The following is a 19,639-nucleotide window of genomic DNA, read 5'->3' as shown; positions in this document are numbered from 1 at the left end:
AACGTCCCGCCGTCCACGACGATCCGCTGGTCGGTGACGTAGGAGGCGGCGTCGGAGACCAGGAAGCGGACGACGTCGGCGACCTCCTCGGGCGAGCAGACGTGCCCGTAGGGCGAGGCGGCGTCCTGCCGGCGGATGTCCTCGACCCCCGTCGTCGCGCGCACCAGGCGCCGGCCCATGTCGGTGTCGACCAGGCCGGGGGCGACGATGTTGACGTGCATGCCGTGGCCGCGTTCCTCCTTGGCCAGGGTGTGCGCCAGGGCCTCCATGGCGGCCTTGCCCATGGCGTAGGGGGCGCTGAACGGCGGCCAGATCCCGGTGATGGCGCTGGAGACGAAGACCACGTCGCCGCGGTCGGCGCGGCGCAGCAGCGGCAGCAGGGCCTGGGTGAGGTGGTGCGGGCCGAGCGCGTGCACGGCCAGCACGCGGGCCAGCTCGGCGGGGTCGGTGTCGGCGACCGCGTGGCCCCGGCTGGCGATCCCGGCGCTGTGCACCAGGATGTCCAGGCGGCCGTGGTCGGCCTCGATCCGGGCGGCCAGGTCGCGGCAGGCGTCCAGGTCGTCGACCGGGGCCCGGTAGGCGAAGCCGCGCGATCCGGCGCTCCCGACGTCGGCCAGGGTCTTGCGCGCCGCCTCCTCGTCCCGGCGGTAGACGATGGCGACCTCGGCCCCGTCGGCGGCCAGCGCGAGGGCGACCGCGCGGCCGATGCCGCGGCTGCCGCCGGTGACCAGGGCGAGACGACCCGTAAGGGAACCCATCGAAACTCCTTTTCGGTCAGGCCGATTTTTCGGCCCTCTCCCGGGGATCCCATCCTGCCCGGTGATCCGGCCGGAATGTAAGTGACCCCTGACGCAGGGGACGGGGTTCCGTTCGCCGTGTGATCGGTTTGTGATCCCATTGATCATCTAATCGACATTTCCTCTTAATGCGGGAAATCCAGACTTGCCGCCTCATGATCATGAGACGGAGAGGAGAACCCGTGAAGCGAACGGGGATCATCGTCGCCACCCTCGCGACGGCCGCGCTCGTTCCCGCCCTGGGCCCCGCCCCCGCCCTGGCCGCGCCGCCCCCGCCGCCCGGCAAGGCCGAGGCCGCCCGCCACCTGGCGGCGCTGAGGGTCGCGTCCGAGGGGCCGGGCACCGGCTACAGCCGGGCCAAGTTCCCGCACTGGACGACCGTGTCGGGGGCCTGCAACACCCGCGAGGCCGTGCTCAAGCGCGACGGCCGGGGCGTGCGGACCGACTCCCGGTGCTCCCCCGTGGCGGGCACCTGGAAGAGCCCCTACGACGGGGCCACCTGGCGCCGCGCCTCCGACGTCGACATCGACCACATGGTCCCGCTGGCCGAGGCGTGGCGCTCGGGCGCCAGCCGGTGGACCACCGCGCAGCGGCGGGCGTTCGCCAACGACCGCTCCAGCTCGCAGCTGTGGGCGGTCACCGACAACGTCAACCAGGCCAAGGGCGACAAGGACCCGGCCGAGTGGACGCCCCCGCTGGCCTCGTTCCGCTGCATGTACGCGCGGTCCTGGATCGACGTGAAGCACCGCTACAAGCTGACCGTGGACGTCGCCGAGCGCAACGCGCTGTCCCGCATGCTCCGCGCCTGCTGACCCGGCGCGCCGCCGCCCGGCCGCGCGACCGGCGCCCCGGGGGACGCCCGGTCAGCTCCCCAGGTCGCGCAGCCAGGCGGCGGCCCGCCCGATGTCGTCCTCGGTCAGCCCCACGTGGGGGTCGATCGCGACCAGCAGGTGCTCGCCCACGTCCGGCTCGCCCGCGATGCAGTCGGTGGCGTCGGGCTCGTCCTCGAACCACACGAACGGCCGCCCCGCCGTCCATCCGGCGACGTGCCGGGCCTTCCACGCGCCCAGCGTGCGCCCCTCCTCGATGCCCGGGAAGCGCGGGATCGGCACGAACGGCAGCTCCGGCAGCCCGACCCGGGGCGCGATCCACTCGTTGGCCTGGTCGCACCAGTAGCTGGCCCAGGCCAGCTCCGCGCCCGCCGCCCGGGCCAGCTCCAGCAGCCACGGGCCGTGCCGGCCGCTCAGCCACAGCTTGTAGGTCACCCCGTTCGGCGAGCAGCGGTGGCGGCGGTAGCCGCCGCGACGCGGCTTGGTGAAGGGGTTGAGGACGCCGTCGACGTCCAGCAGCACCAACGGGGATCCCATACCGGGACCGTACGGCATCCGGGCCCGAGTCGTGGATCTTTGTTGCCCGCGACGTTACGGCGCCTTGCCACGGACATGCCGCCCCACCGGCCCCGCCCGCCCCGGCGGTCCCAGCGGTCACCGGTCACTTTTGGGTGCACGTGGGGTTATTTTTGGGCGACGTTTTGACACGTTTGGGACTCATGGCCGAAACTGCCCCGGGTCATCCCCCACCGACACCCCGTTGAAAGGCGGTAACCAGGCGTGAGCGAGCACCAGCTCCGGGCGGCAACGTCGCCCCCCGAGGCGGCGCGAGTCGTGGACGCCGGTGACGAGGGCTACAGCAAGACCCTCAAGACCCGGCACGTCAACATGATCGCCATCGGCGGCGCCATCGGCACCGGCCTGTTCCTGGGCGCCGGCGGCCGGCTGGCCAACGCGGGCCCCTCGCTGGCCATCGCCTACGCGGTCTGCGGCTTCTTCGCGTTCATGGTGGTGCGCGCGCTGGGCGAGCTGGTGCTGCACCGGCCCTCCTCCGGCTCGTTCGTGTCCTACTCCCGCGAGTTCATGGGCGAGAAGGGCGCGTTCGTCGCCGGCTGGATGCACTTCCTCAACTGGTCGACCACCGGCGTCGTCGACATCACCGCGATCGCGCTCTACATCCACTACTGGAAGATGTTCACCACCATCCCGCAGTGGGTGCTGGCGCTGATCGCGCTCGCGGTGGTGCTGACCGTCAACCTGATCTCGGTGAAGATCTTCGGTGAGCTGGAGTTCTGGTTCTCCATCGTCAAGGTCGGCGCGCTGATCGTCTTCATGTGCATCGGCATCTTCCTGCTGGTCACCGGCGAGAAGGTCGGCGGCCACGACTCCGGCCCGATGCTGATGTTCGACCACGGCGGCGTCTTCCCGCACGGCTGGCTGCCGATGCTGGTGCTCGTCCAGGGCGTCGTGTTCGCCTACGCCTCCACCGAGCTGGTCGGCGTCGCCGCCGGCGAGACCGAGAACCCCGAGAAGGTCATGCCCAAGGCGGTCAACTCGATCGTCTGGCGCATCCTGATCTTCTACATCGGCTCGGTCGTGCTGCTGGCCATGCTGCTGCCGTGGAGCGAGTACAAGGAGGGCGTCAGCCCGTTCGTCACCGTGATGTCGAAGCTGGGCGTGCCCGCCGCGGGCGACATCATGAACCTGATCGTGCTGACCGCCGCGCTGTCGTCGCTGAACTCGGGCCTGTACTCCACCGGGCGCATCCTGCGCTCCCTCGGCGCGGCCGGGTCCGCGCCGAGGTTCACCACCGCGATGAGCCGGTCGCACGTCCCCTACGGCGGCATCCTCATGACCGGCGCGGTCTGCGTGCTGGGCGTCGGGCTGAACGCCTGGGTGCCGAAGAAGGCGTTCGAGATCGTCCTGAACTTCGCCTCGATCGGCATCCTGGGCAGCTGGGCCATGATCATGCTGTCCCACCTGCTGTTCGTGCGCAGGACCAAGACCGGTGAGCTGCGGCGGCCCGCGTTCCGGCTGCCCTGGTCGCCGGTCTCGGAGATCGTCACGCTGGCCTTCCTGGCGGCCGTGATCGTGCTCATGTGGTTCGACTACGACGGCGCGGGCCACATGACCGTGCTGGCCATCCCGGTGATCATCCTGGCGCTGGTGGTCGGCTGGTTCTGCGTGCGCGGCCAGGTCCGCGAGAAGCAGGCGCTGCGCGTCGAGCAGCCGCACGACTGACCCCGCGGCCGCTCCCGCGACGGGGGCCGGCCCCCGTGTAAAGGATCGGTCCCCACCTGAGGCCCGGGCCCCGGAACCGCTGACGCGGGGCCGGGGCCTCGGCCATTGTGGTGGGCATGTGCCGACTGTTCGGGATGACCACCGGAGGGCCCCGCGTGCGGGCGACGTTCTGGCTGCTGGACGCGCCGCAGAGCCTCCGGACGCAGAGCCGCAGGATGCCCGACGGCACCGGCCTCGGCTGGTTCTCGCTGGGCGACGAACCGGTCCGGGACCGGGCGCCGATCGCGGCGTACGAGAACACCGACTTCTCCGCGATGGCCAAGCACGTGGTGTCGCACACGTTCGTGTCGCACGTGCGCTACGCCTCCACCGGCGCGGTCAGCGTCCACAACTCCCATCCGTTCGACATGAACGACCGGCTGTTCGCCCACAATGGCGTGGTGCAGGGACTCGACGTCCTCGACTCGTGGCTGACCGACGTGGACCGGGCGCTGATGGAGGGACAGACCGACTCCGAACGGGTGTTCGCCTACATCTCCGCCGAGATCCGGCGGCAGGGCGACACCACCGCCGGGCTGGTCTCGGCCGTCCGGCGCATCGCCGCCGAGCTGCCCGTCTACTCCCTCAACCTGCTGCTGGCCGAACCCCGGCGGCTGTGGGCGCTGCGCTACCCCGAGCCCAACGAGCTGTGGGCCCTCTCCCCCGAGCTGGGCGGGTTCGGGAACGTGCGGCACCTGGAGTCCGAGCACGAGCCGGGGAGCCTGGACGTGGCGGCCGGCGACGCCGCCACCCCCGCCTACGTCGTGGCCAGCGAACGGATGGACGACGACCCCGACTGGCGGCTGCTGGCCCCCGGCGAGCTGCTGGTGGTCGACGGCCTGACGGCGACGTCGCTGTTCCCGTTCGACCCGCCCGCCCACCCGCTCACCGTCGACGACCTGTCGCTGGAGGAGGCCACCTCCCAGGTCTGAGCCCTGGACGGCGGCGGGCGGCCGCGTGAGGGTGGGGGCATGCCCGATCGCCGCCCGCCCGTGGAACTGTCCCCGCCGCCCGCGCCGCTGCTGCGCGCGCTCAACCCGGCCATGAGGCTCCTGCTCGGCCTGCCGCTGCCCGGACCGCTGCGCGGGCCGCTGCCCGGACGCCGCATGGTGCTGCGGTTCACCGGCCGCCGGACCGGCCGCCGGTACGCCGTCCCGGTCACCGCGCACCCCGTCGGGGACGGGATCGCCTCCCTCACCGCCGCCGGATGGCGGCTCAACTTCCGGGGCGGCCACGAGGTGGAGGTGCTGCACCGGGGCCGGATCCGGCCGATGCGCGGCGAACTCGTCGAGGATCCCGCGACCGTGGGGGAGGTCTACGTGCGCCGCATCGAGGCGATGGGAGCGCGCCGCGCCCAGCGCGAACTCAGCCTCCGGATCAACGTGGAGCGGGTCCCGACCGTCGAGGAGATGGCCGAGGCCTCCGAACGCCAGGGCTTCTCCGTGATCATGCTGCGCGACGTCCACGACGGGCCCGCCCGGTAGGGCCGCCCGTGGGACTGTCGGTCCCTGGCCGTACAGTGGCCCGGTCCGAGCAGTGCGTCCGAGGAGTCCGGAACATGCGGCAGCTCACCCTGATGGCGGTCCACGCGCATCCCGACGACGAGGTGCTGGGCACCGGCGGCCTGCTGGCCCGGTGCGCGGCCGAGGGCATCCGGACCGTCCTGGTCACCTGCACCAACGGCGAGCAGGGCGACGACGAGGGCGGGCGCAAGCCCGGTGAGCCCGGCCACGACGACGCGGGCGTGGCGCGCCGGCGGCTGGCCGAGCTGGCCGAGTCGGCGCGGATCCTCGGCATCGACCACGTCGAGCCGCTGGGCTACCGGGACTCGGGCATGGACGGGTGGGACGCCAACGGCCACCCCGAGGCGTTCGCGAACCTGCCCGTCGAGCGGGGCGCGGCGCGGGTCGCCGAGCTGATCGAGAAGTACCGGCCGCAGGTCGTGGTGACCTACGACGAGAACGGCGGCTACGGCCACCCCGACCACATCCAGGCCCACCGGGTCGCGGTCGCGGCGGTGGAGCGGACCGGGATCGCCGACAAGCTCTACTACCCCGCAGTCCCCCGCTCCGCCGTCCGGGAGATGGGACTGCGGATGCGGGAGCTGGGCATCGAGGGGTTCGACGAGCTGCCCGACGACTTCGGGGTGCCCGACGAGATGATCCACGCGGTGCTGGACGTGTCCGAGCACGCCGGACGCAAGTTCAAGGCGCTGGAGGCGCACGCCAGCCAGGGCGACAGCATCTTCCTGCTGCGGCTGCCCGAGGAGGCCCGGCAGGCGATGTTCGGCAGCGAGGCGTTCACCCGCGTGTTCAGCCGGGTCGACGTCCCCGAGAGGGAGGACGACCTGTTCACCGGGCTGCGCTAGCCTGTGTTTCAAAGCCCTGGCCTACGGCGCTCGCCCAGGGGCTCGCACCTCACCAGGTCTTGGCGAGCGCGACATCGCTTCGCGATCTGACCCGCGGGCCCTCGCCTGCGGCGTCGGCCCCGCAGGTCAGGTCACGCGCTCGCGTGCGCGGCTGAGGCCCACTGTGAAACAGGCCCTAGCCCGTGCCTGTCAGCCCGTGCCGGTCCCCTTGCGGGCCCGCGCCCGGTGGTGGTCCAGGACGTCCTGGCGCAGCAGGTGGCCGAACCCGGCGCGTTCCAGGCGCAGCGCCAGCGACGCCTCGTCGGTGCCCAGGTCGGCGGCGGCGTCCGACAGCCGCCAGTCGTTGGCGGCCAGCCGGGTGATCAGGTAGCCGCGGCGGATCTGGGCCTCCGACAGGCGGAACGACTTCAGGTAGGCGACGCGGCCGTCCTCCCCCACGATCACCTCGCCGATGTGGTTCTCCCGGCGCGGGGTGAACGACGGCAGGAACCGCTTCAGCGTGAAGCCCTTCAGGTACTGCACGTCCTCCAGCGAGCCGTCCGGGTCGAACAGGCCGCCCGCCATGACCTCGTCGTGGAACGCGGCCCACTCGCGCCACCTGGCCCCGGCCTGGGCGCGCAGATCGGCCAGGGAGCGCACGGCGGTCGCGTCGAGCGGGACCGACAGGTCGTTGTGCAGGGTCAGCAGGGCGTAGTGGTAGACGGTCTCGCCGTAGAGGTCCTCCACCAGGGTGGGGTGCAGCTCCCGGTAGTCGTCGGGGTGCGGCACGGCGAACGCCCCGGCGAGCGCGTCCGCGACGTAGATCATCACTCCGCACTGGCCGGGATGGATCTCGAAGATCCGCAGGGCGTCCTCCAGGCCCGACACCCACGCGCCGCAGTAGGCCTCCTCGGCGCGCGGCGACAGGCCGTTGCGCACAGCCCGCTGTGACCACTCCTCCCACAGGACGTCCGGGCCGTTGAAGTGCAGCGCCAGGTAGCCCTCGACGGCCAGGTGCAGCGGCAGGAAGCGCAGCCGGTTCTTGTCGATCCGGCGGGCCATGCGGCGCACCGTCCGGATCGGCATACGCGGTGGAGCCTCGGGGATGTCGCGCTCCAGCAGGCGGGTGCCGTAGGAGGCGGCCGGGAGCTGGTCGCCCTCCCAGGTCGCGACGAAGGCGTGCGGGACGAACGACACGTAGGCGGTGCCGTCGCCCACGTCCACCACGCTCGGGGCGTCGTTGGTGGCGCGGCGGTGCAGGCGCAGGTGCGGCACCGGCTCGTCGCGGACCAGGGGCACCAGGCGGACCGAGCCCCACACCTGCGCCGGACGGGTGGTCAGCCCCGACAGGTCGAGGTCGAGCGGGTTCACGGCTGCTCCAGGAAGCGGGCGACGCGGGCGTCGAGGTAGGCGGTCAGCTCGGCCAGGCCGGCGCGGCCCTCGGCGAAGCGGGCCAGCTCCACCAGGACCGGCAGGTCCTCGGCGTCGCGGATCCCGGCGGTGGGCACGGTCGGCGCGAGCCGCCGCACGTCGAACCCCTCGGCGTCGTACACCGGGTTCAGGTGCGTGACCGTGACGCGGCGGCCGGGGTCCAGCCGGGTGCGCCAGACGCGCAGCACCTCGGCGGCCAGGCCGGGCGGGGCGTTGTCCCAGCCGTCCGACACGATCACCAGGCGGTCGGGGCCGGTGTCGAGGGCGTCCAGGATCCGGGTGCCGAGCGGGGTCGGACCGAAGGGGTACAGCAGCAGCGCGTCGCCGCGTCCGGAGGTCCAGTGCGCGGTGTAGCGGCCGGGCGCGGCCAGCGCCTCCAGCAGGTGGTGGCAGGCCAGGGCGACGGCGAGGGGACGGCGGCGCTTCTGCGCCGAGCCGGTCGCCGAGTAGCTGTCGTCCAGCACGGCCGCGACCGCGCCCCAGCGGCCCGCCTGCTCCCCGGCGGCGCGCAGCGCGGCGGTGCGCAGGGCGCGCGTGAGCTCGGCGCGGCGGGCGGCGCGGTCGTCGAGCTTCAGCGACAGCGCGTAGGTGGCCAGGCGGGTGAGGCCCATGCCGGGCAGGTCGGCCCGCTCGCGGATCGCCTCGACCTTCCGGGCGCGGGCGTTCTCCTGGAGGCGCAGGCGTTCCAGGCGGGTCATGCGGTGTTCGACGCGTTCCAGGAACGCCGCGCGGGGGACGCCGTGCTTGGCGGCGAAGCCCTCGGCGACGGTGTAGGGCAGGTCGTAGATCGCGGCCTGCTCGTGGTGGGCGCGCCGCCAGCTCTCGAACATCGGGGTCTCGAAGCGCTTGCGGGCGGTGGGGGCGAACAGGAAGTCGCCGGTCTCGCCGCGCAGCCGCAGGTGGGCGTGGCGCGCGGCGACCTTGAGGCGGCCCCGGTACTTGACGGCGTCGAACGCCGGGTCGGGGCGCGCCGCCAGCCAGTCCCGCATGATCGCGCGGGTGCGGCGGTTGTTGACGCCGAGCCGCCGCAGCTCGCCGAACAGCTTGTAGACGCGCTGGGCGGGCAGCAGCTCCAGCCGGCGGGCGATCAGGCGGCCCTCGGCGCGGCGGCGGTCGGCGTCGACGGCGGCGGCGTGGACCAGCAGGTTCCGGATGATCAGCGTGGCGTTGTGGTCGTTGACGCCGAGGGCGAGCGCGGCGGCGTACAGGTGCCGGTAGTTCTCCCGCGTGTAGTCGTGCAGGAACCCCAGCGACAGCACCTGCCGCCAGGCGTCGTCGTGGAACTCGCGCTGGCCGGTGGCGGTGACGGCGGCGTTGACGAACGTCAGCGCGTCCTCGCACGCGACCAGGTCGGCGAGCGTCTCGTCCATCGGTCCCCCTCGGGAGGAAGCGCGGTGCCGGCCGGGGAGTGGGGGCGCGAGCTGCGAATCATCGCTGTACAGGCGGGTTCCGGAAGTCGCTGCCGGAGTCCCGCGGCCGGCACCGGCACGCTAGCACCCGGGGCGGGGGCGGATCATCCCGTTATCGGGCGGGCGGTCAGGCGTGGGGGCGGCGGGCGCGGGCGGCGTCGCGCTCGGCGGCCAGGCGGCGGGTCTCCTCCGACACCGGGGCGGCCAGCACGGCGGTGATCACGTCGATGAGGTAGCTGGTGAACAGCCGGTCGTCGGCGTGCGGGCCGGACCGGGCGCGGCGGGCCAGCTCGATCGAGGCGTGCAGGATCGCGGTGAAGCGGCGGTGCAGCCGGGCGGCGTCGGCGGCCAGCAGCGGCTCGACCAGGGCGCGCCAGCGGCACAGGCTGTCGGCGGGGTCGTCGAGCACCGCCGCCGGGATGATCGGGTCCGGGCGGTTGACGACGTCGGCCCACAGTTGCAGGAACCGGCGGCCGTCCTCGTCGGCCAGCAGCGCGGCCAGGGGGCGGACCAGCGCGGCGGCGAACGCCCGCAGGTCCGTCTCCCCGGCGGCCTCGATCGCGTCCAGCAGGGCGTGCCGCCCCGCGTCCACCTGCGGGGAGTGCCGGGCGAAGATCGCCCGGACGATCCCGGCGCGGTCGGTGAAGTGGTACTGGACGGCGGTGGCGTTGCGCGCCCCGGCGGCCTGGTTGATCTCGCGGAGGCTCACCGCGTCCAGGCCGCGTTCGGCGTACAGGCGCCGGGCGGCGTCCAGCAGGCGTTCCCGGGTGTCGGTCACTCGTTTCCGATCAGGTGTTCCAGGGCGGCGGCGTAGCGTTCGCGGGCGGCCGCGCGCCGGGTGGGCAGATGGCCGGTCGGCCACAGTCCCTCGACGGGCCGGTAGTCGCGCAGGACCTGCCGCGCCACCGTGATCTTGTGGACCTCGGTGGGGCCGTCGGCGACGGCCAGGGCCTGCGCTCCCATCATCATGGACGCGAACGGCATCTCGTTGGACACCCCGAGCGCGCCGTGCAGGTGCATGGCGCGCTGGACGACGTCGTGGAAGATCTTGGGCATGGCGGCCTTGACGGCGGCGATGTCCCTGCGGACCTTCCGGTAGTCGCGGTGCTTGTCGATGAGCCAGGCGGTGCGCAGCACCAGCAGCCGGAACTGCTCGATCTCGATCCAGCTGTCGGCGATCTTCTCCTGGGTCATCTGCAGCTTCGCCAGCGGGCCGTGGCGGGTCTGCCGGGACAACGCGCGCTCGCACATCATGTCGAACGCCCGGCGGACCTGGGCGATGGTGCGCATGGCATGGTGGATGCGGCCGCCGCCCAGGCGGGTCTGGGCGATGGCGAACGCGCCGCCCTCCTCGCCGAGCAGGTTCTCGGCGGGCACGCGGACGCCGTCGTAGCGCAGGTAGCCGTGGGAGCCCTCGCGTTCGCCGCCGACGCCGACGTTGCGGACGATCTCCAGGCCGGGCGCGTCGGCGGGCACGATGAACATCGACATGCCCTCGTAGGCGCTGACGTCGGGATCGGTCACGGCCATGACGATGAGGAAGGTGGCGTGCCGGGCGTTGGAGGAGAACCACTTCTCCCCGTTGATCACCCAGCCGTCGCCGTCGCGGACCGCGCGGGTGGTGAACAGGGTCGGGTCGGCCCCGCCGTGCGGCTCGGTCATCGAGTAGGACGAGGAGATCTCGCCGTCCAGCAGCGGCGCCAGGTAGCGCTCCTTCTGCGACGGGGTGCCGAAGTGGGCGATGATCTCGGCGTTGCCGGAGTCGGGGGCCTGGCAGCCGAACACCGACGGGGCCCAGCGGGAGCGGCCGAGGATCTCGTTGAGCAGCGCCAGCCTCACCTGGCCGTAGCCCTGCCCGCCGAGGTCGGGGCCCAGGTGGCAGGCCCACAGTCCCTGGTCCCTCACCCGCTGCTGGAGGGGGCGGACCAGTTCCTTGAACCGCGGGTCGGTCTTGTCGTAGGGGTCGCCCAGCACCAGGTCGAGGGGTTCGACCTCGTCGCGGACGAAGGCGTCGGCCCAGTCCAGGAGCCGCTGGTACTCGGGGTCGGTCTCGAAGTCCCACGCCATCGGCGGCCTCCTCGGGCCTCGGGGTCCGGTCTCCCCGCGATAATCGCCCTGCCTGATTGGTTAATGCAAGTGCATGACTGTTACCCTCCGGTAGGACCGTGGCCTGGGGAGGGAACCCGCCGTGCAGCAGATCGACCCCGAACTGGTGGACTTCGCCGTCCTCGCCGGATGGATGGACCGGCAGGGGCTGCCGGGCGGGCCGTTCGAGGACGTGACCCCGCTGTCGGGCGGCACCCAGAACGTGCTGGTCCGCTTCCGGCGCGGCGGCCGCGACTACGTGCTGCGGCGCGGTCCCCGGCACCTGCGGGCCCGCACCAACGACGTGCTGCGCCGCGAGGCCCGCGTGCTGTCGGCGCTGGACGGCACCGACGTCCCCGCGCCCCGGATCATCGCCGCGTGCCCGGACGAGACGGTCCTGAACGGCGCGGTCTTCTACCTGATGACGCCGATCGAGGGCTTCAACGCCACCGTCGCCCTCCCCGACCTCCACCGGGGCGACGCGGACGTCCGCCGCGCGATGGGCCTGAACGCCGCCCGCGCGCTGTCGGCGCTGGGCGCGGTCGACCACGAGGCGGTGGGCCTGGCCGACTTCGGCAAGCCCGAGGGGTTCCTGGAGCGCCAGGTCGGCCGCTGGATGTCGGAGCTGGAGTCCTACGGCGCCCTGGACGGCTACCCCGGCCCCGACATCCCGGGCCTGGACAAGGTGGCGTCCTGGCTGGACGACAACCGGCCGGCCACCTGGCGGCCCGGCGTCATGCACGGCGACTACCACCTGGCGAACCTGATGTTCGCGCCGGACGGCCCGGACGTCGCGGCGATCGTGGACTGGGAGATGTGCACGATCGGCGACCCGCTGCTGGACCTCGGCTGGCTGCTGGCGACCTGGCCGGCGGGGGACGCCGAGAGCGCGATGCTGGCCGGTCCGCTGGGCGAGGCGGGCGACCTGCCCTCTCCCGGGGAGCTGGTGGCCGCCTACGGCGAGCGCGCGGAGGCGACGGCGGGCCGCGACCTGTCGTCGATCACCTGGTACGCGGTGCTGGCCTGCTTCAAGCTGGGCATCGTGCTGGAGGGCACGCACGCCCGCGCGTTCGCCGGGAAGGCCCCCAAGGAGACCGGGGACCTGCTGCACTCGATCACGCTGGCGCTGTTCCGGCGGGCGCAGGCGTTCATCGCCTCCTGAGACCGCGCCGCGCCCGGACCCGAAAACTCACCCTTGTAGTACTACGGATTGTCGTACTACGTTCGGTGGTACAGGTCTTCGACGACCGACCACCGGGGGTGGTGTGATGTCAGCGGCCGGACGTTCGGCCCGGGCCATCGACGAACGCCTCGGGGGCGCGGGCTTCGCGCGGCGGGCGATGCGCAAGGCGTTCCCCGACCACTGGGGCTTCATGCTCGGGGAGATCGCGCTCTACTCCTTCGCGGTGCTGCTGCTGTCGGGCGTGTTCCTGACGCTGTTCTTCAAGCCGAGCATGGCCGAGACCGTCTACGAGGGCTCCTACGCGCCGCTGCGCGGGATCGGGATGAGCGAGGCCTACGCCTCGACGCTGCACCTCAGCTTCGACGTGCGCGGCGGGCTGCTGATGCGGCAGGTCCACCACTGGGCGGCGAACGTGTTCGTCGCGGCGATCGTGGCGCACCTGCTGCGGGTGTTCTTCACCGGGGCGTTCCGCAAGCCGCGCGAGCTGAACTGGCTGCTGGGGTTCGCGCTGTTCGCGCTGGCCATGGCGAACGGGTTCACCGGCTACTCGCTGCCGGACGACCTGCTCTCGGGGACGGGCCTGCGGCTGGTGCTGGGCTCGGTGCAGTCGCTGCCGATCGTCGGTTCGTACGCCTCGTTCCTGCTGGTGGGCGGCGAGTTCCCCGGAACGGACCTGGTGCCGCGGCTCTACATCGTGCACGTGCTGCTGGTGCCGGGGCTGATGCTGGCGCTGGTGCCGGTGCACGCGATCGTGCTGCCGTGGGTGCAGAAGCACACCGACTTCCGGCGCGGGCGCAGCACGGAGAAGGCGGTGGAGGGGCGGCCGTTCCTCCCGGTGTTCATGGCGAAGACGGCGGCGTTCCTGCTGTTCGTGACCGGCGTCGTCACGCTGATGGCGACGTTCCTGCAGATCAACCCGATCTGGCTGTACGGGCCCTACGACCCGAGCGCGATCAGCGCGGGGTCGCAGCCGGACTGGTACGTGGGGTTCGGCGACGGGGCGCTGCGGCTGATGCCGGGCTGGGACGTCACGGTCGCCGGGCACACGGTCGCGCTCGGGATCGTGGTGCCGTTGCTGGTCATCACCGTGTTCTTCACGGGGATCGCGCTGTACCCGTTCCTGGAGCGGCGCCTCACCGGGGACCGGGCGGTCCACCACGTGCTGGACCGGCCGCGTGACGCCGCGGACCGCACGGCGCTGGGCGTGGCGGGGATCGTGTTCTACGGGGTGCTGTGGGCGGCGGGCGGCAACGACGTGATCGCCGAGACGTTCCGGCTGTCGCTGTTCGCGACCACGTGGTTCCTCCGGATCGCGCTGCTGGCCGGGCCGGTGCTGGCGTTCGTCGTCACCAGGCGGATCTGCCTGGGGCTGCGCCGCCGCGACATGCTGCTGCTCGGGCACGGCGTCGAGACCGGGATCATCACCATGTCGCCGTCCGGGGAGTACCGCGAGCGCACCGTGCCGGTGCCGGAGGAGACCGCCGTGCGGCTGGGCGCGCACAGGAAGATCACCTCGGGGCGGTAGCCTCCGCGCGCCGCCACACCCTCATCAGGTTGCGGCGCGGCCGCACGCCGCACCTGGCGAGCCGGACGTGCAGGTCGGCCATCAGCGCCCGGGTCTCCGGCTTGAACGGTCTCCCCCGGATCTCCGGCGGCACCGCCGTCGCCAGCAGCCGCGTGAGCCGGAGGCCGGCGGTGACCAGCGGCTGGACGCCGGGGACCTCGGGCAGGGCGCGGTAGAGGTCGCGGGCCCAGCGCGGCAGCGTGTAGTAGGCCATCAGCCCGACCGGCACCCACAGCGGTTTCAGCGGCGCGAGCAGCCGCAGCTCGCGCGGCACCTTCGGCCACAGCAGGAAGCGCAGGGTGGCCCGCGACTCCGGGATGACCCGCAGGTCCAGCCCGACGCGGGCCCGCGCGAAGTACTCCTCCATCGCGGCGGCGCTCCCGGGGACCTCGTCGGCGTGCAGGCCGACGTAGGTCGCGGTGTGCCTCTGCTCGTCGTAGTAGCGGTCGCGTCCGGCGGGGGTGAGCCTCAGCCCGCCGCGTTCGACGACCTCCAGGTACGACGACACCTCGGCGCAGTGGACCCACAGCAGCAGCTCGGGCTCGTCGATGCGGTGGGTGCGCCCGGTGTCGGGGTCGTGGACGCGGAGCCGCCGGTGCACCGCGCGGACGCGGGCGCCGAGCTCCTCGGCCTGTTCGGGGGTGCCGACGGCGGTGACGGCGACGAAGTCGGCGGTGGTGAACAGCCGGTCGAGCGGCCGTTCCAGGAAGTCCGAGTTCTGCCAGACACCGCGCATCGTCGTCGGCTGCAACGCCTGGAGCATCAGCGCCCGCACCCCGGCGACCAGCATGAGCGGGTCCAGGACGACCCGCCAGGAGACGGTCTCGGGGCCGTGCACGATCAGTTTCCGCGTGTCCACCATGATAAGTGGATGCTTACATGAGGGGGCGGGTCCCCGTCCAGTGCGCGGTGATGTGCTCCGGGCACGCCTCGCGGGTGTCGGCTGCACCCGGCGGTCCGCCGCTTTCACGTGGTGTCGCTCAGCGCGGACCCTCCCCGGTGAGGGCGCGCCCCGGGTCCTCCGGGGCGGCGAGCCGGTCGGCGGCGTCGGCGGTGTAGTCCGACGGGGAGGTCTCGTCCGCGCCGTCGGGGACGCCGAACGCGCGGAACGCCACCGTCAGCGCCACCACGACCAGCATGTTGAGCACGAACGCCGTCAGCGCGATGTAGCCGCTCCGCCCCAGGAAGGGGATCTCCGCCAGCGGCGAGGCGAAGTGCTCCTGGGCCGGTGAGGAGGACAGGTAGGCCGTCCACGTCCCGTAGACCATCCCGGCCGCCCACCCGGCCAGCAGCGCCCACCGGTGGAACCACCGCGTGAACACGCCGAGCGCCAGGGCCGGGAAGGTCTGCACGACCCAGATGCCGCCCAGCAGCTGCATGTTGATCGCCAGGGACTTACCGAACGCGAACACGAACACCAGCGCCCCCACCTTCACCAGCAGCGACACCAGCTGCGCCACGCGGGTCTCCTCCTCGGGGGTCGCGTCGGGCCGCAGGAACGCGGTGTAGACGTTGCGGGTGAACAGGTTGGACGCCGCGATCGACATGATCGCGGCGGGGACCAGCGCGCCCACGCCGATCGCGGCGAACGCGACCCCGGCGAACCAGGGCGGGAACGCCGCGTCGAACAGGAACGGCACCGCAAGCTGCGGGTTCCCGGCCTCGCGGACGGCGGCGACGACGCCCGGATCGGCCAGCGCCATGTAGCCCAGCAGCGCCAGCAGGCCCAGGACCACCGAGTAGGCGGGCAGCATGGCGGCGTTGCGGCGCACCACGTCGCGGCGTCCGGCGGCGAGCGCGCCGGTGACGGTGTGCGGGTAGATGAACAGGGCCAGGGACGACCCGAGCGCCAGCGTCCCGTACGCCCAGTGCGTCGTCTCGGTGGTGACGAGCGACCCCGACGGCCTGCCGGTGGCCGGGTCGGGTTTCGACAGCGCGGCCTCGGCGCTGTCGAAGACGCTCCCCCAGCCGCCGAGCCGGGCCGGGATGTAGACGATCGCGACGATGACGACCAGGTACAGCAGCGTGTCCTTGACGAAGGAGATCAGCGCCGGGGCGCGCAGCCCCGAGGTGTAGGTGTAGGCCGCCAGCAGCGCGAACGCGAGGAACAGCGGCAGGTCCGCCGCCGGTCCGGTTCCGGTGATCCCCATGACCGTCAGCACCGCCTGCACGCCGACCAGCTGGAGCGCGATGTAGGGCATCATCGCCAGGATCCCGGTGAGCGCGACCGCCAGGCCGAGGGCGCGCGACCCGAACCGGCCGTGGACGAAGTCGGCGGTGGTCACGTAGCCGTGCCGGTGCGACACCGACCACAGGCGCGGGCCGATCAGGAACACCAGCGGGTAGGCGATGGCCCCGTAGGGCACCGCCCAGAACCCCATCGCGCCGCCCGCGAAGACCGCGGCGGGCACCGCGATGAAGGTGTAGGCGGTGTACAGGTCGCCGCCGAGCAGGAACCAGGTGACGAACGTGCCGAAGCTGCGCCCGCCGAGCCCCCACTCGTCCAGGTGCATGAGGGTCTGCCCGCGCCGCCACCGCGCCGCCAGGAACCCCACGACCGTCACCGCGGCCAGGAACAGCACGAAGACGCTCAGCTGGACGACGTCGACGTTCTTCATTCGGCGCCTCCCCGCCCGCGGGTCAGCCGGTGCGCGACGCCGATGCACACGGCGGTGAGCACCACCCACAGCAGCTGCCACCAGTAGAAGAACGGGAACCCCGCCAGCTTCGGGGTCACCTTGGCGTAACTGGGAACGGCCAGGTACACGACGAACGGGACGACCAGCAGGACACCGGCCAGGACGCGTCGGGGCGTGGGCGTCCGCGCGGGGGGAGTCTCACTCATGGGCGGTCCTCCAGAGGGGAGCGGCCGGACACGGTCCCCGCAATCCTGCTTCGCGATCACCCTCCGCACCAGGGTCCTCACGCAAATCCGATGTCGTTTTCCCGCCAGCACCGCCCCTCCCGCCGCCCGCAGCATGGACGGATGAACGATGTGAGACCTTTCCGCTTCGGCGTGGCCGCCGAGTCCGCCCGCACCGCGCGGGACCTGGTCGCCCTCGCGCGGCGGGCCGAGGAGCTCGGGTACGCGACGCTGACGCTGCGGGACCACTTCGTCAGCGAGCCGTTCGGCGACCAGCTCGCGCCGATGGTGGCGCTGACGGCGGCGGCGTGCGCGACCCGGACGCTGCGGGTCGGCACGCTGGTGCTGGCCAACGACTACCGGCACCCGGTGGTGCTCGCCAAGGAGGCCGCCACCCTGGACGAGGTCTCCGGGGGCCGCTTCGAGCTGGGCGTCGGCGCGGGGTGGCTGCGGGAGGAGTACGAGCGGGCGGGGATGGCGTTCGACGCGGCGGGCGTCCGGGTGGACCGGCTGGAGGAGTCGCTGCGGCTGCTGCGGAGCCTTCTCGACGGGCGGAAGACCACCCTGGAGGGCGCGCACTACCGGGTGCGCGACCTGACGGTCTTCCCGGTCCCCGAGCGCAGGCCGCCGATCCTGGTGGGGGCGGGCAGCGGGCGGATGCTGGGGCTGGCGGGCCGGTACGCCGACATCGTCGGGATCCTGCCGCGCGCGCTGCCGGGCGGCGCCATCTCCGAGGAGGTCTCCGAACGGCTCCCCGACACGATCGCCCGCAAGGTCGACCGGGTGCGGGAGGCCGCCGACGGGCGCGAGGTGGAGCTCAGCATGCTGGTGACGCCGAGGTTCGGCCCCGACCCGCGCCGGGTCGCCGAGCGGACGGCCCGGGAACGCGGCTGGGACCTGCCCGCCGACCTGGTGCTGGACATGCCGAGCCAGTTCGTCGGGCCGCCCGGGCACATCGCCGAGCAGATGGTCGCGCGCCGCGACCGGTACGGCTTCTCCTACTACCTGGTGCCCGACCGCCAGATGGAGGAGTTCGCCCAGGTGGTGGAGCTGCTGTGAGGCACGGCACGGGTCACGGCAGCCGCAGGGCGGCCGGGGCGTGGCCGGGGACGGCCGGGGCGCGGGGCGGGACCGGCCTCAGCCGCCGGTAGGGGGCGCCGAGGGGCGGGCGCGGGTCGTCCTCGCCCTTGTTGGGCCACAGCGACAGGGCGCGTTCGGCCTGCGCGGTGATCGTCAGGGACGGGTTGACGCCGAGGTTCGCCGAGATCGCCGAGCCGTCCACGACGTGCAGGCCGGGATGGCCGTAGACGCGGTGGTAGGGGTCGATGACACCGGTCCGCGGGGAGTCGCCGATCACGCAGCCGCCGAGGAAGTGCGCCGTGGTCGGGATGTCGAACAGGTCGAACCACGTGCCGCCGGGCGTCGCGTCCAGCTCCTCGGCCAGCATCCGCGTGGCGGTGTGCGCGATCGGGATCCAGGTGGGCCGCGGCTCGCCCGCGCCGCGCCGCGCGACCAGGCCGCGGCCCCGCAGGCCGACGGTGACGGAGTTGTCGTCGGTCTGCATGACCAGCGCGATGACGGTGCGTTTCGCCCAGTCCCGCAGGGACAGCCCGCGCACGATCGTCCCCGGCCGGCGGGCCGCCTCCCCGAGGAACCTCCGCCAGCGGGGGCCGTCGCCGCCGTCGATGAGGAGGGTGCGGATGAGGCCCATGGCGTTGTTGCCCGCGCCGTAGCGGGTCGGCTCGATGTGGGTGCGCTCGTCGGGGTGGAACGAGGAGGTGATCGCCAGCCCGGTGCTGTGGTCCACATCGCCCGGGCGGTGCCGGCCGGTCATGCGTTCCACGCCGAGCAGCGCCTCGGAGTTGGTGCGGGTGACCTCGCCGAGGCGCGGCGACAGCCCCGGGAGCCGCCCGGTGTCGCGCATGCGGTGCAGGAGCCGCTGCGTGCCGTAGGTCCCGGCGGCCAGCACCACGTGCGCGGCCCGCAGCCGCCGGCGCCGCCGCCCCGGCAGCGCCTGCGTCCGCAGCACCTCCACCTCGTAGCCGCCGTCCACCGGGGTGATCGCGGTGACGGTGGTGTCGGGCAGGACGCGCGCGCCCGCGCGTTCGGCAAGGTGGAGGTAGTTCTTGGTCAGGGTGTTCTTGGCGCCGGTGCGGCATCCGACCATGCAGGACCCGCAGGCGGTGCAGGAGGTGCGCTCCGGTCCCGCGCCGCCGAAGTAGGGGTCGGGGGCGGTCCTGCCGGGCGTCCCGTCGCCGAAGAAGACGCCGACCGGCGTCGGGTGGAAGGTGTGGCCGACGCCCATCCGCTCGGCGACGCGCCGGACCGCCTCGTCGGCCGGGGTGACGATCGGGTTGACGGTGACGCCCAGCATCCGCCGGGCCTGGTCGTAGAACGGCGCGAGCTCGTCCCGCCAGTCGGTGATATGGCCCCACTGCCGGTCGGCGAAGAACGGCTCGGGCGGCTCGTACAGCGTGTTGGCGTACACCAGCGACCCGCCGCCGACCCCCGCGCCGGCCAGGACCAGCACCCCGGCCTCGCCCCGCACCAGGTGGATGCGCTGCACGCCGCGGCAGCCGAGCCAGGGCGCCCACAGGTAGCGGCGCAGGTGCCACGAGGTGCGGGGAAGGTCCTCCTCCCCGAACCGCCGCCCCGCCTCCAGCACCGCGACCCGGTACCCCTTCTCCACCAGCCGCAACGCCGCCACGCTGCCGCCGAACCCCGAGCCCACCACGAGCACGTCGAACCAGGCGGTGTCCACCGGCACCTCCAGCGTCGAGAACGCCCCGACTATCCGTGCCCGCCCCCTCCCCGGGCAATGGGCCGGACGCCACAGTTGCGCCAGGGTCT

18 protein-coding genes are annotated in these 19,639 nt (G+C 73.0%); 8 read left to right on the top strand and 10 right to left on the bottom strand.

Features of this window, described 5'->3' with window-relative positions:
* A partial coding sequence (locus tag AKI01S_RS30210; protein ID WP_067825371.1) for an SDR family NAD(P)-dependent oxidoreductase occupies nt 1-758 on the bottom strand: 758 nt, incomplete at its 3' end.
* 221 nt (nt 759-979) lie between these two features.
* Here AKI01S_RS30210 and AKI01S_RS30205 point away from each other — a divergent pair.
* Complete coding sequence (locus AKI01S_RS30205; RefSeq protein ID WP_245681837.1) at nt 980-1,609, top strand: HNH endonuclease family protein; 630 nt, start codon at nt 980-982, stop codon at nt 1,607-1,609.
* Between the two features lie 51 nt (nt 1,610-1,660).
* Here the strand turns inward: AKI01S_RS30205 and AKI01S_RS30200 are convergent, their stop codons facing one another.
* On the bottom strand, nt 1,661-2,164 hold the full coding sequence (locus AKI01S_RS30200; RefSeq protein ID WP_067825369.1) for an HAD domain-containing protein: 504 nt from the start codon (nt 2,162-2,164) through the stop codon (nt 1,661-1,663).
* Nucleotides 2,165-2,407: 243 nt separating this feature from the next.
* On the opposite strand from AKI01S_RS30200, the gene AKI01S_RS30195 reads away from it, so the two are divergent.
* The 4 genes from AKI01S_RS30195 (at nt 2,408) to AKI01S_RS30180 (ending at nt 6,275) form a co-directional block, all read left to right on the top strand.
* Entirely contained in the window at nt 2,408-3,868 is a 1,461-nt protein-coding gene (locus AKI01S_RS30195; RefSeq protein ID WP_067825366.1) for an amino acid permease, read from the top strand.
* Between the two features lie 116 nt (nt 3,869-3,984).
* A complete protein-coding gene (locus AKI01S_RS30190; protein ID WP_067825379.1) occupies nt 3,985-4,839 on the top strand; it encodes a class II glutamine amidotransferase in 855 nt (284 codons plus the stop codon).
* Nucleotides 4,840-4,878: 39 nt separating this feature from the next.
* Nucleotides 4,879-5,391: a hypothetical protein gene (locus tag AKI01S_RS30185; protein ID WP_067825364.1), complete on the top strand. Its 513-nt coding sequence runs from the start codon at nt 4,879-4,881 to the stop codon at nt 5,389-5,391.
* Between the two features lie 74 nt (nt 5,392-5,465).
* Nucleotides 5,466-6,275 carry a PIG-L family deacetylase gene (locus tag AKI01S_RS30180; RefSeq protein WP_067825362.1) on the top strand — a complete coding sequence of 270 codons (810 nt, stop codon included), beginning with the start codon at nt 5,466-5,468 and terminating at the stop codon, nt 6,273-6,275.
* Between the two features lie 189 nt (nt 6,276-6,464).
* Here the strand turns inward: AKI01S_RS30180 and AKI01S_RS30175 are convergent, their stop codons facing one another.
* The 4 genes from AKI01S_RS30175 to AKI01S_RS30160 all read right to left on the bottom strand — a co-directional run bounded on the left by AKI01S_RS30175 (nt 6,465) and on the right by AKI01S_RS30160 (nt 11,161).
* Nucleotides 6,465-7,625, bottom strand: a complete 1,161-nt coding sequence (locus AKI01S_RS30175; protein WP_067825360.1) for an ARPP-2 domain-containing protein — start codon at nt 7,623-7,625, stop codon at nt 6,465-6,467.
* Nucleotides 7,622-9,055: a hypothetical protein gene (locus AKI01S_RS30170; RefSeq protein WP_067825358.1), complete on the bottom strand. Its 1,434-nt coding sequence runs from the start codon at nt 9,053-9,055 to the stop codon at nt 7,622-7,624. The genes AKI01S_RS30175 and AKI01S_RS30170 overlap by 4 nt, the downstream gene beginning before the upstream one ends.
* Before the next feature lie 166 nt (nt 9,056-9,221).
* Nucleotides 9,222-9,872, bottom strand: coding sequence for a TetR/AcrR family transcriptional regulator (locus AKI01S_RS30165; RefSeq protein WP_067825356.1), 651 nt, complete (start codon nt 9,870-9,872; stop codon nt 9,222-9,224).
* Nucleotides 9,869-11,161, bottom strand: a complete 1,293-nt coding sequence (locus AKI01S_RS30160) for an acyl-CoA dehydrogenase family protein (RefSeq protein WP_067825353.1) — start codon at nt 11,159-11,161, stop codon at nt 9,869-9,871. Before AKI01S_RS30160 ends, AKI01S_RS30165 begins: the two co-directional genes overlap by 4 nt.
* 121 nt (nt 11,162-11,282) lie before the next feature.
* On the opposite strand from AKI01S_RS30160, the gene AKI01S_RS30155 reads away from it, so the two are divergent.
* Together AKI01S_RS30155 and qcrB are read left to right on the top strand one after the other, a co-directional pair.
* Nucleotides 11,283-12,341: a phosphotransferase family protein gene (locus tag AKI01S_RS30155; protein ID WP_369688750.1), complete on the top strand. Its 1,059-nt coding sequence runs from the start codon at nt 11,283-11,285 to the stop codon at nt 12,339-12,341.
* Nucleotides 12,342-12,447: 106 nt separating this feature from the next.
* The gene (qcrB, locus tag AKI01S_RS30150) at nt 12,448-13,887 is read left to right on the top strand and encodes a cytochrome bc1 complex cytochrome b subunit (RefSeq protein WP_067825351.1); all 1,440 of its coding nucleotides are present in this window, start codon (nt 12,448-12,450) and stop codon (nt 13,885-13,887) included.
* Here qcrB and AKI01S_RS30145 read toward each other — a convergent pair.
* The 3 genes from AKI01S_RS30145 to AKI01S_RS30135 form a co-directional block, all read right to left on the bottom strand.
* Nucleotides 13,871-14,788 (bottom strand): oxygenase MpaB family protein, encoded by a 918-nt coding sequence (locus AKI01S_RS30145; protein ID WP_067825349.1) that lies wholly within the window; start codon nt 14,786-14,788, stop codon nt 13,871-13,873. The two genes, qcrB and AKI01S_RS30145, sit on opposite strands and share 17 nt — an antisense overlap.
* 118 nt (nt 14,789-14,906) lie before the next feature.
* Complete coding sequence (gene mctP, locus AKI01S_RS30140; protein WP_067825347.1) at nt 14,907-16,544, bottom strand: monocarboxylate uptake permease MctP; 1,638 nt, start codon at nt 16,542-16,544, stop codon at nt 14,907-14,909.
* Nucleotides 16,541-16,771 carry a DUF3311 domain-containing protein gene (locus AKI01S_RS30135; RefSeq protein WP_067825345.1) on the bottom strand — a complete coding sequence of 77 codons (231 nt, stop codon included), beginning with the start codon at nt 16,769-16,771 and terminating at the stop codon, nt 16,541-16,543. The genes mctP and AKI01S_RS30135 overlap by 4 nt, the downstream gene beginning before the upstream one ends.
* Nucleotides 16,772-16,912: 141 nt before the next feature.
* Here AKI01S_RS30135 and AKI01S_RS30130 point away from each other — a divergent pair, with 141 nt between their 5' ends.
* Nucleotides 16,913-17,848, top strand: a complete 936-nt coding sequence (locus AKI01S_RS30130) for a TIGR03621 family F420-dependent LLM class oxidoreductase (RefSeq protein ID WP_067825343.1) — start codon at nt 16,913-16,915, stop codon at nt 17,846-17,848.
* Between the two features lie 13 nt (nt 17,849-17,861).
* Here AKI01S_RS30130 and AKI01S_RS30125 read toward each other — a convergent pair whose 3' ends face one another.
* A complete protein-coding gene (locus AKI01S_RS30125) occupies nt 17,862-19,550 on the bottom strand; it encodes a GMC oxidoreductase (protein WP_067825342.1) in 1,689 nt (562 codons plus the stop codon).
* Nucleotides 19,551-19,639 lie beyond the last annotated feature (89 nt).

It is taken from the genome of Actinomadura kijaniata NBRC 14229 (genome assembly GCF_001552175.1).
Lineage (GTDB): Bacteria > Actinomycetota > Actinomycetes > Streptosporangiales > Streptosporangiaceae > Spirillospora > Spirillospora kijaniata.
The sequence above is the reverse complement of the archived record's forward strand: the minus strand, read 5'-3'. Positions and strand labels throughout refer to the sequence as shown.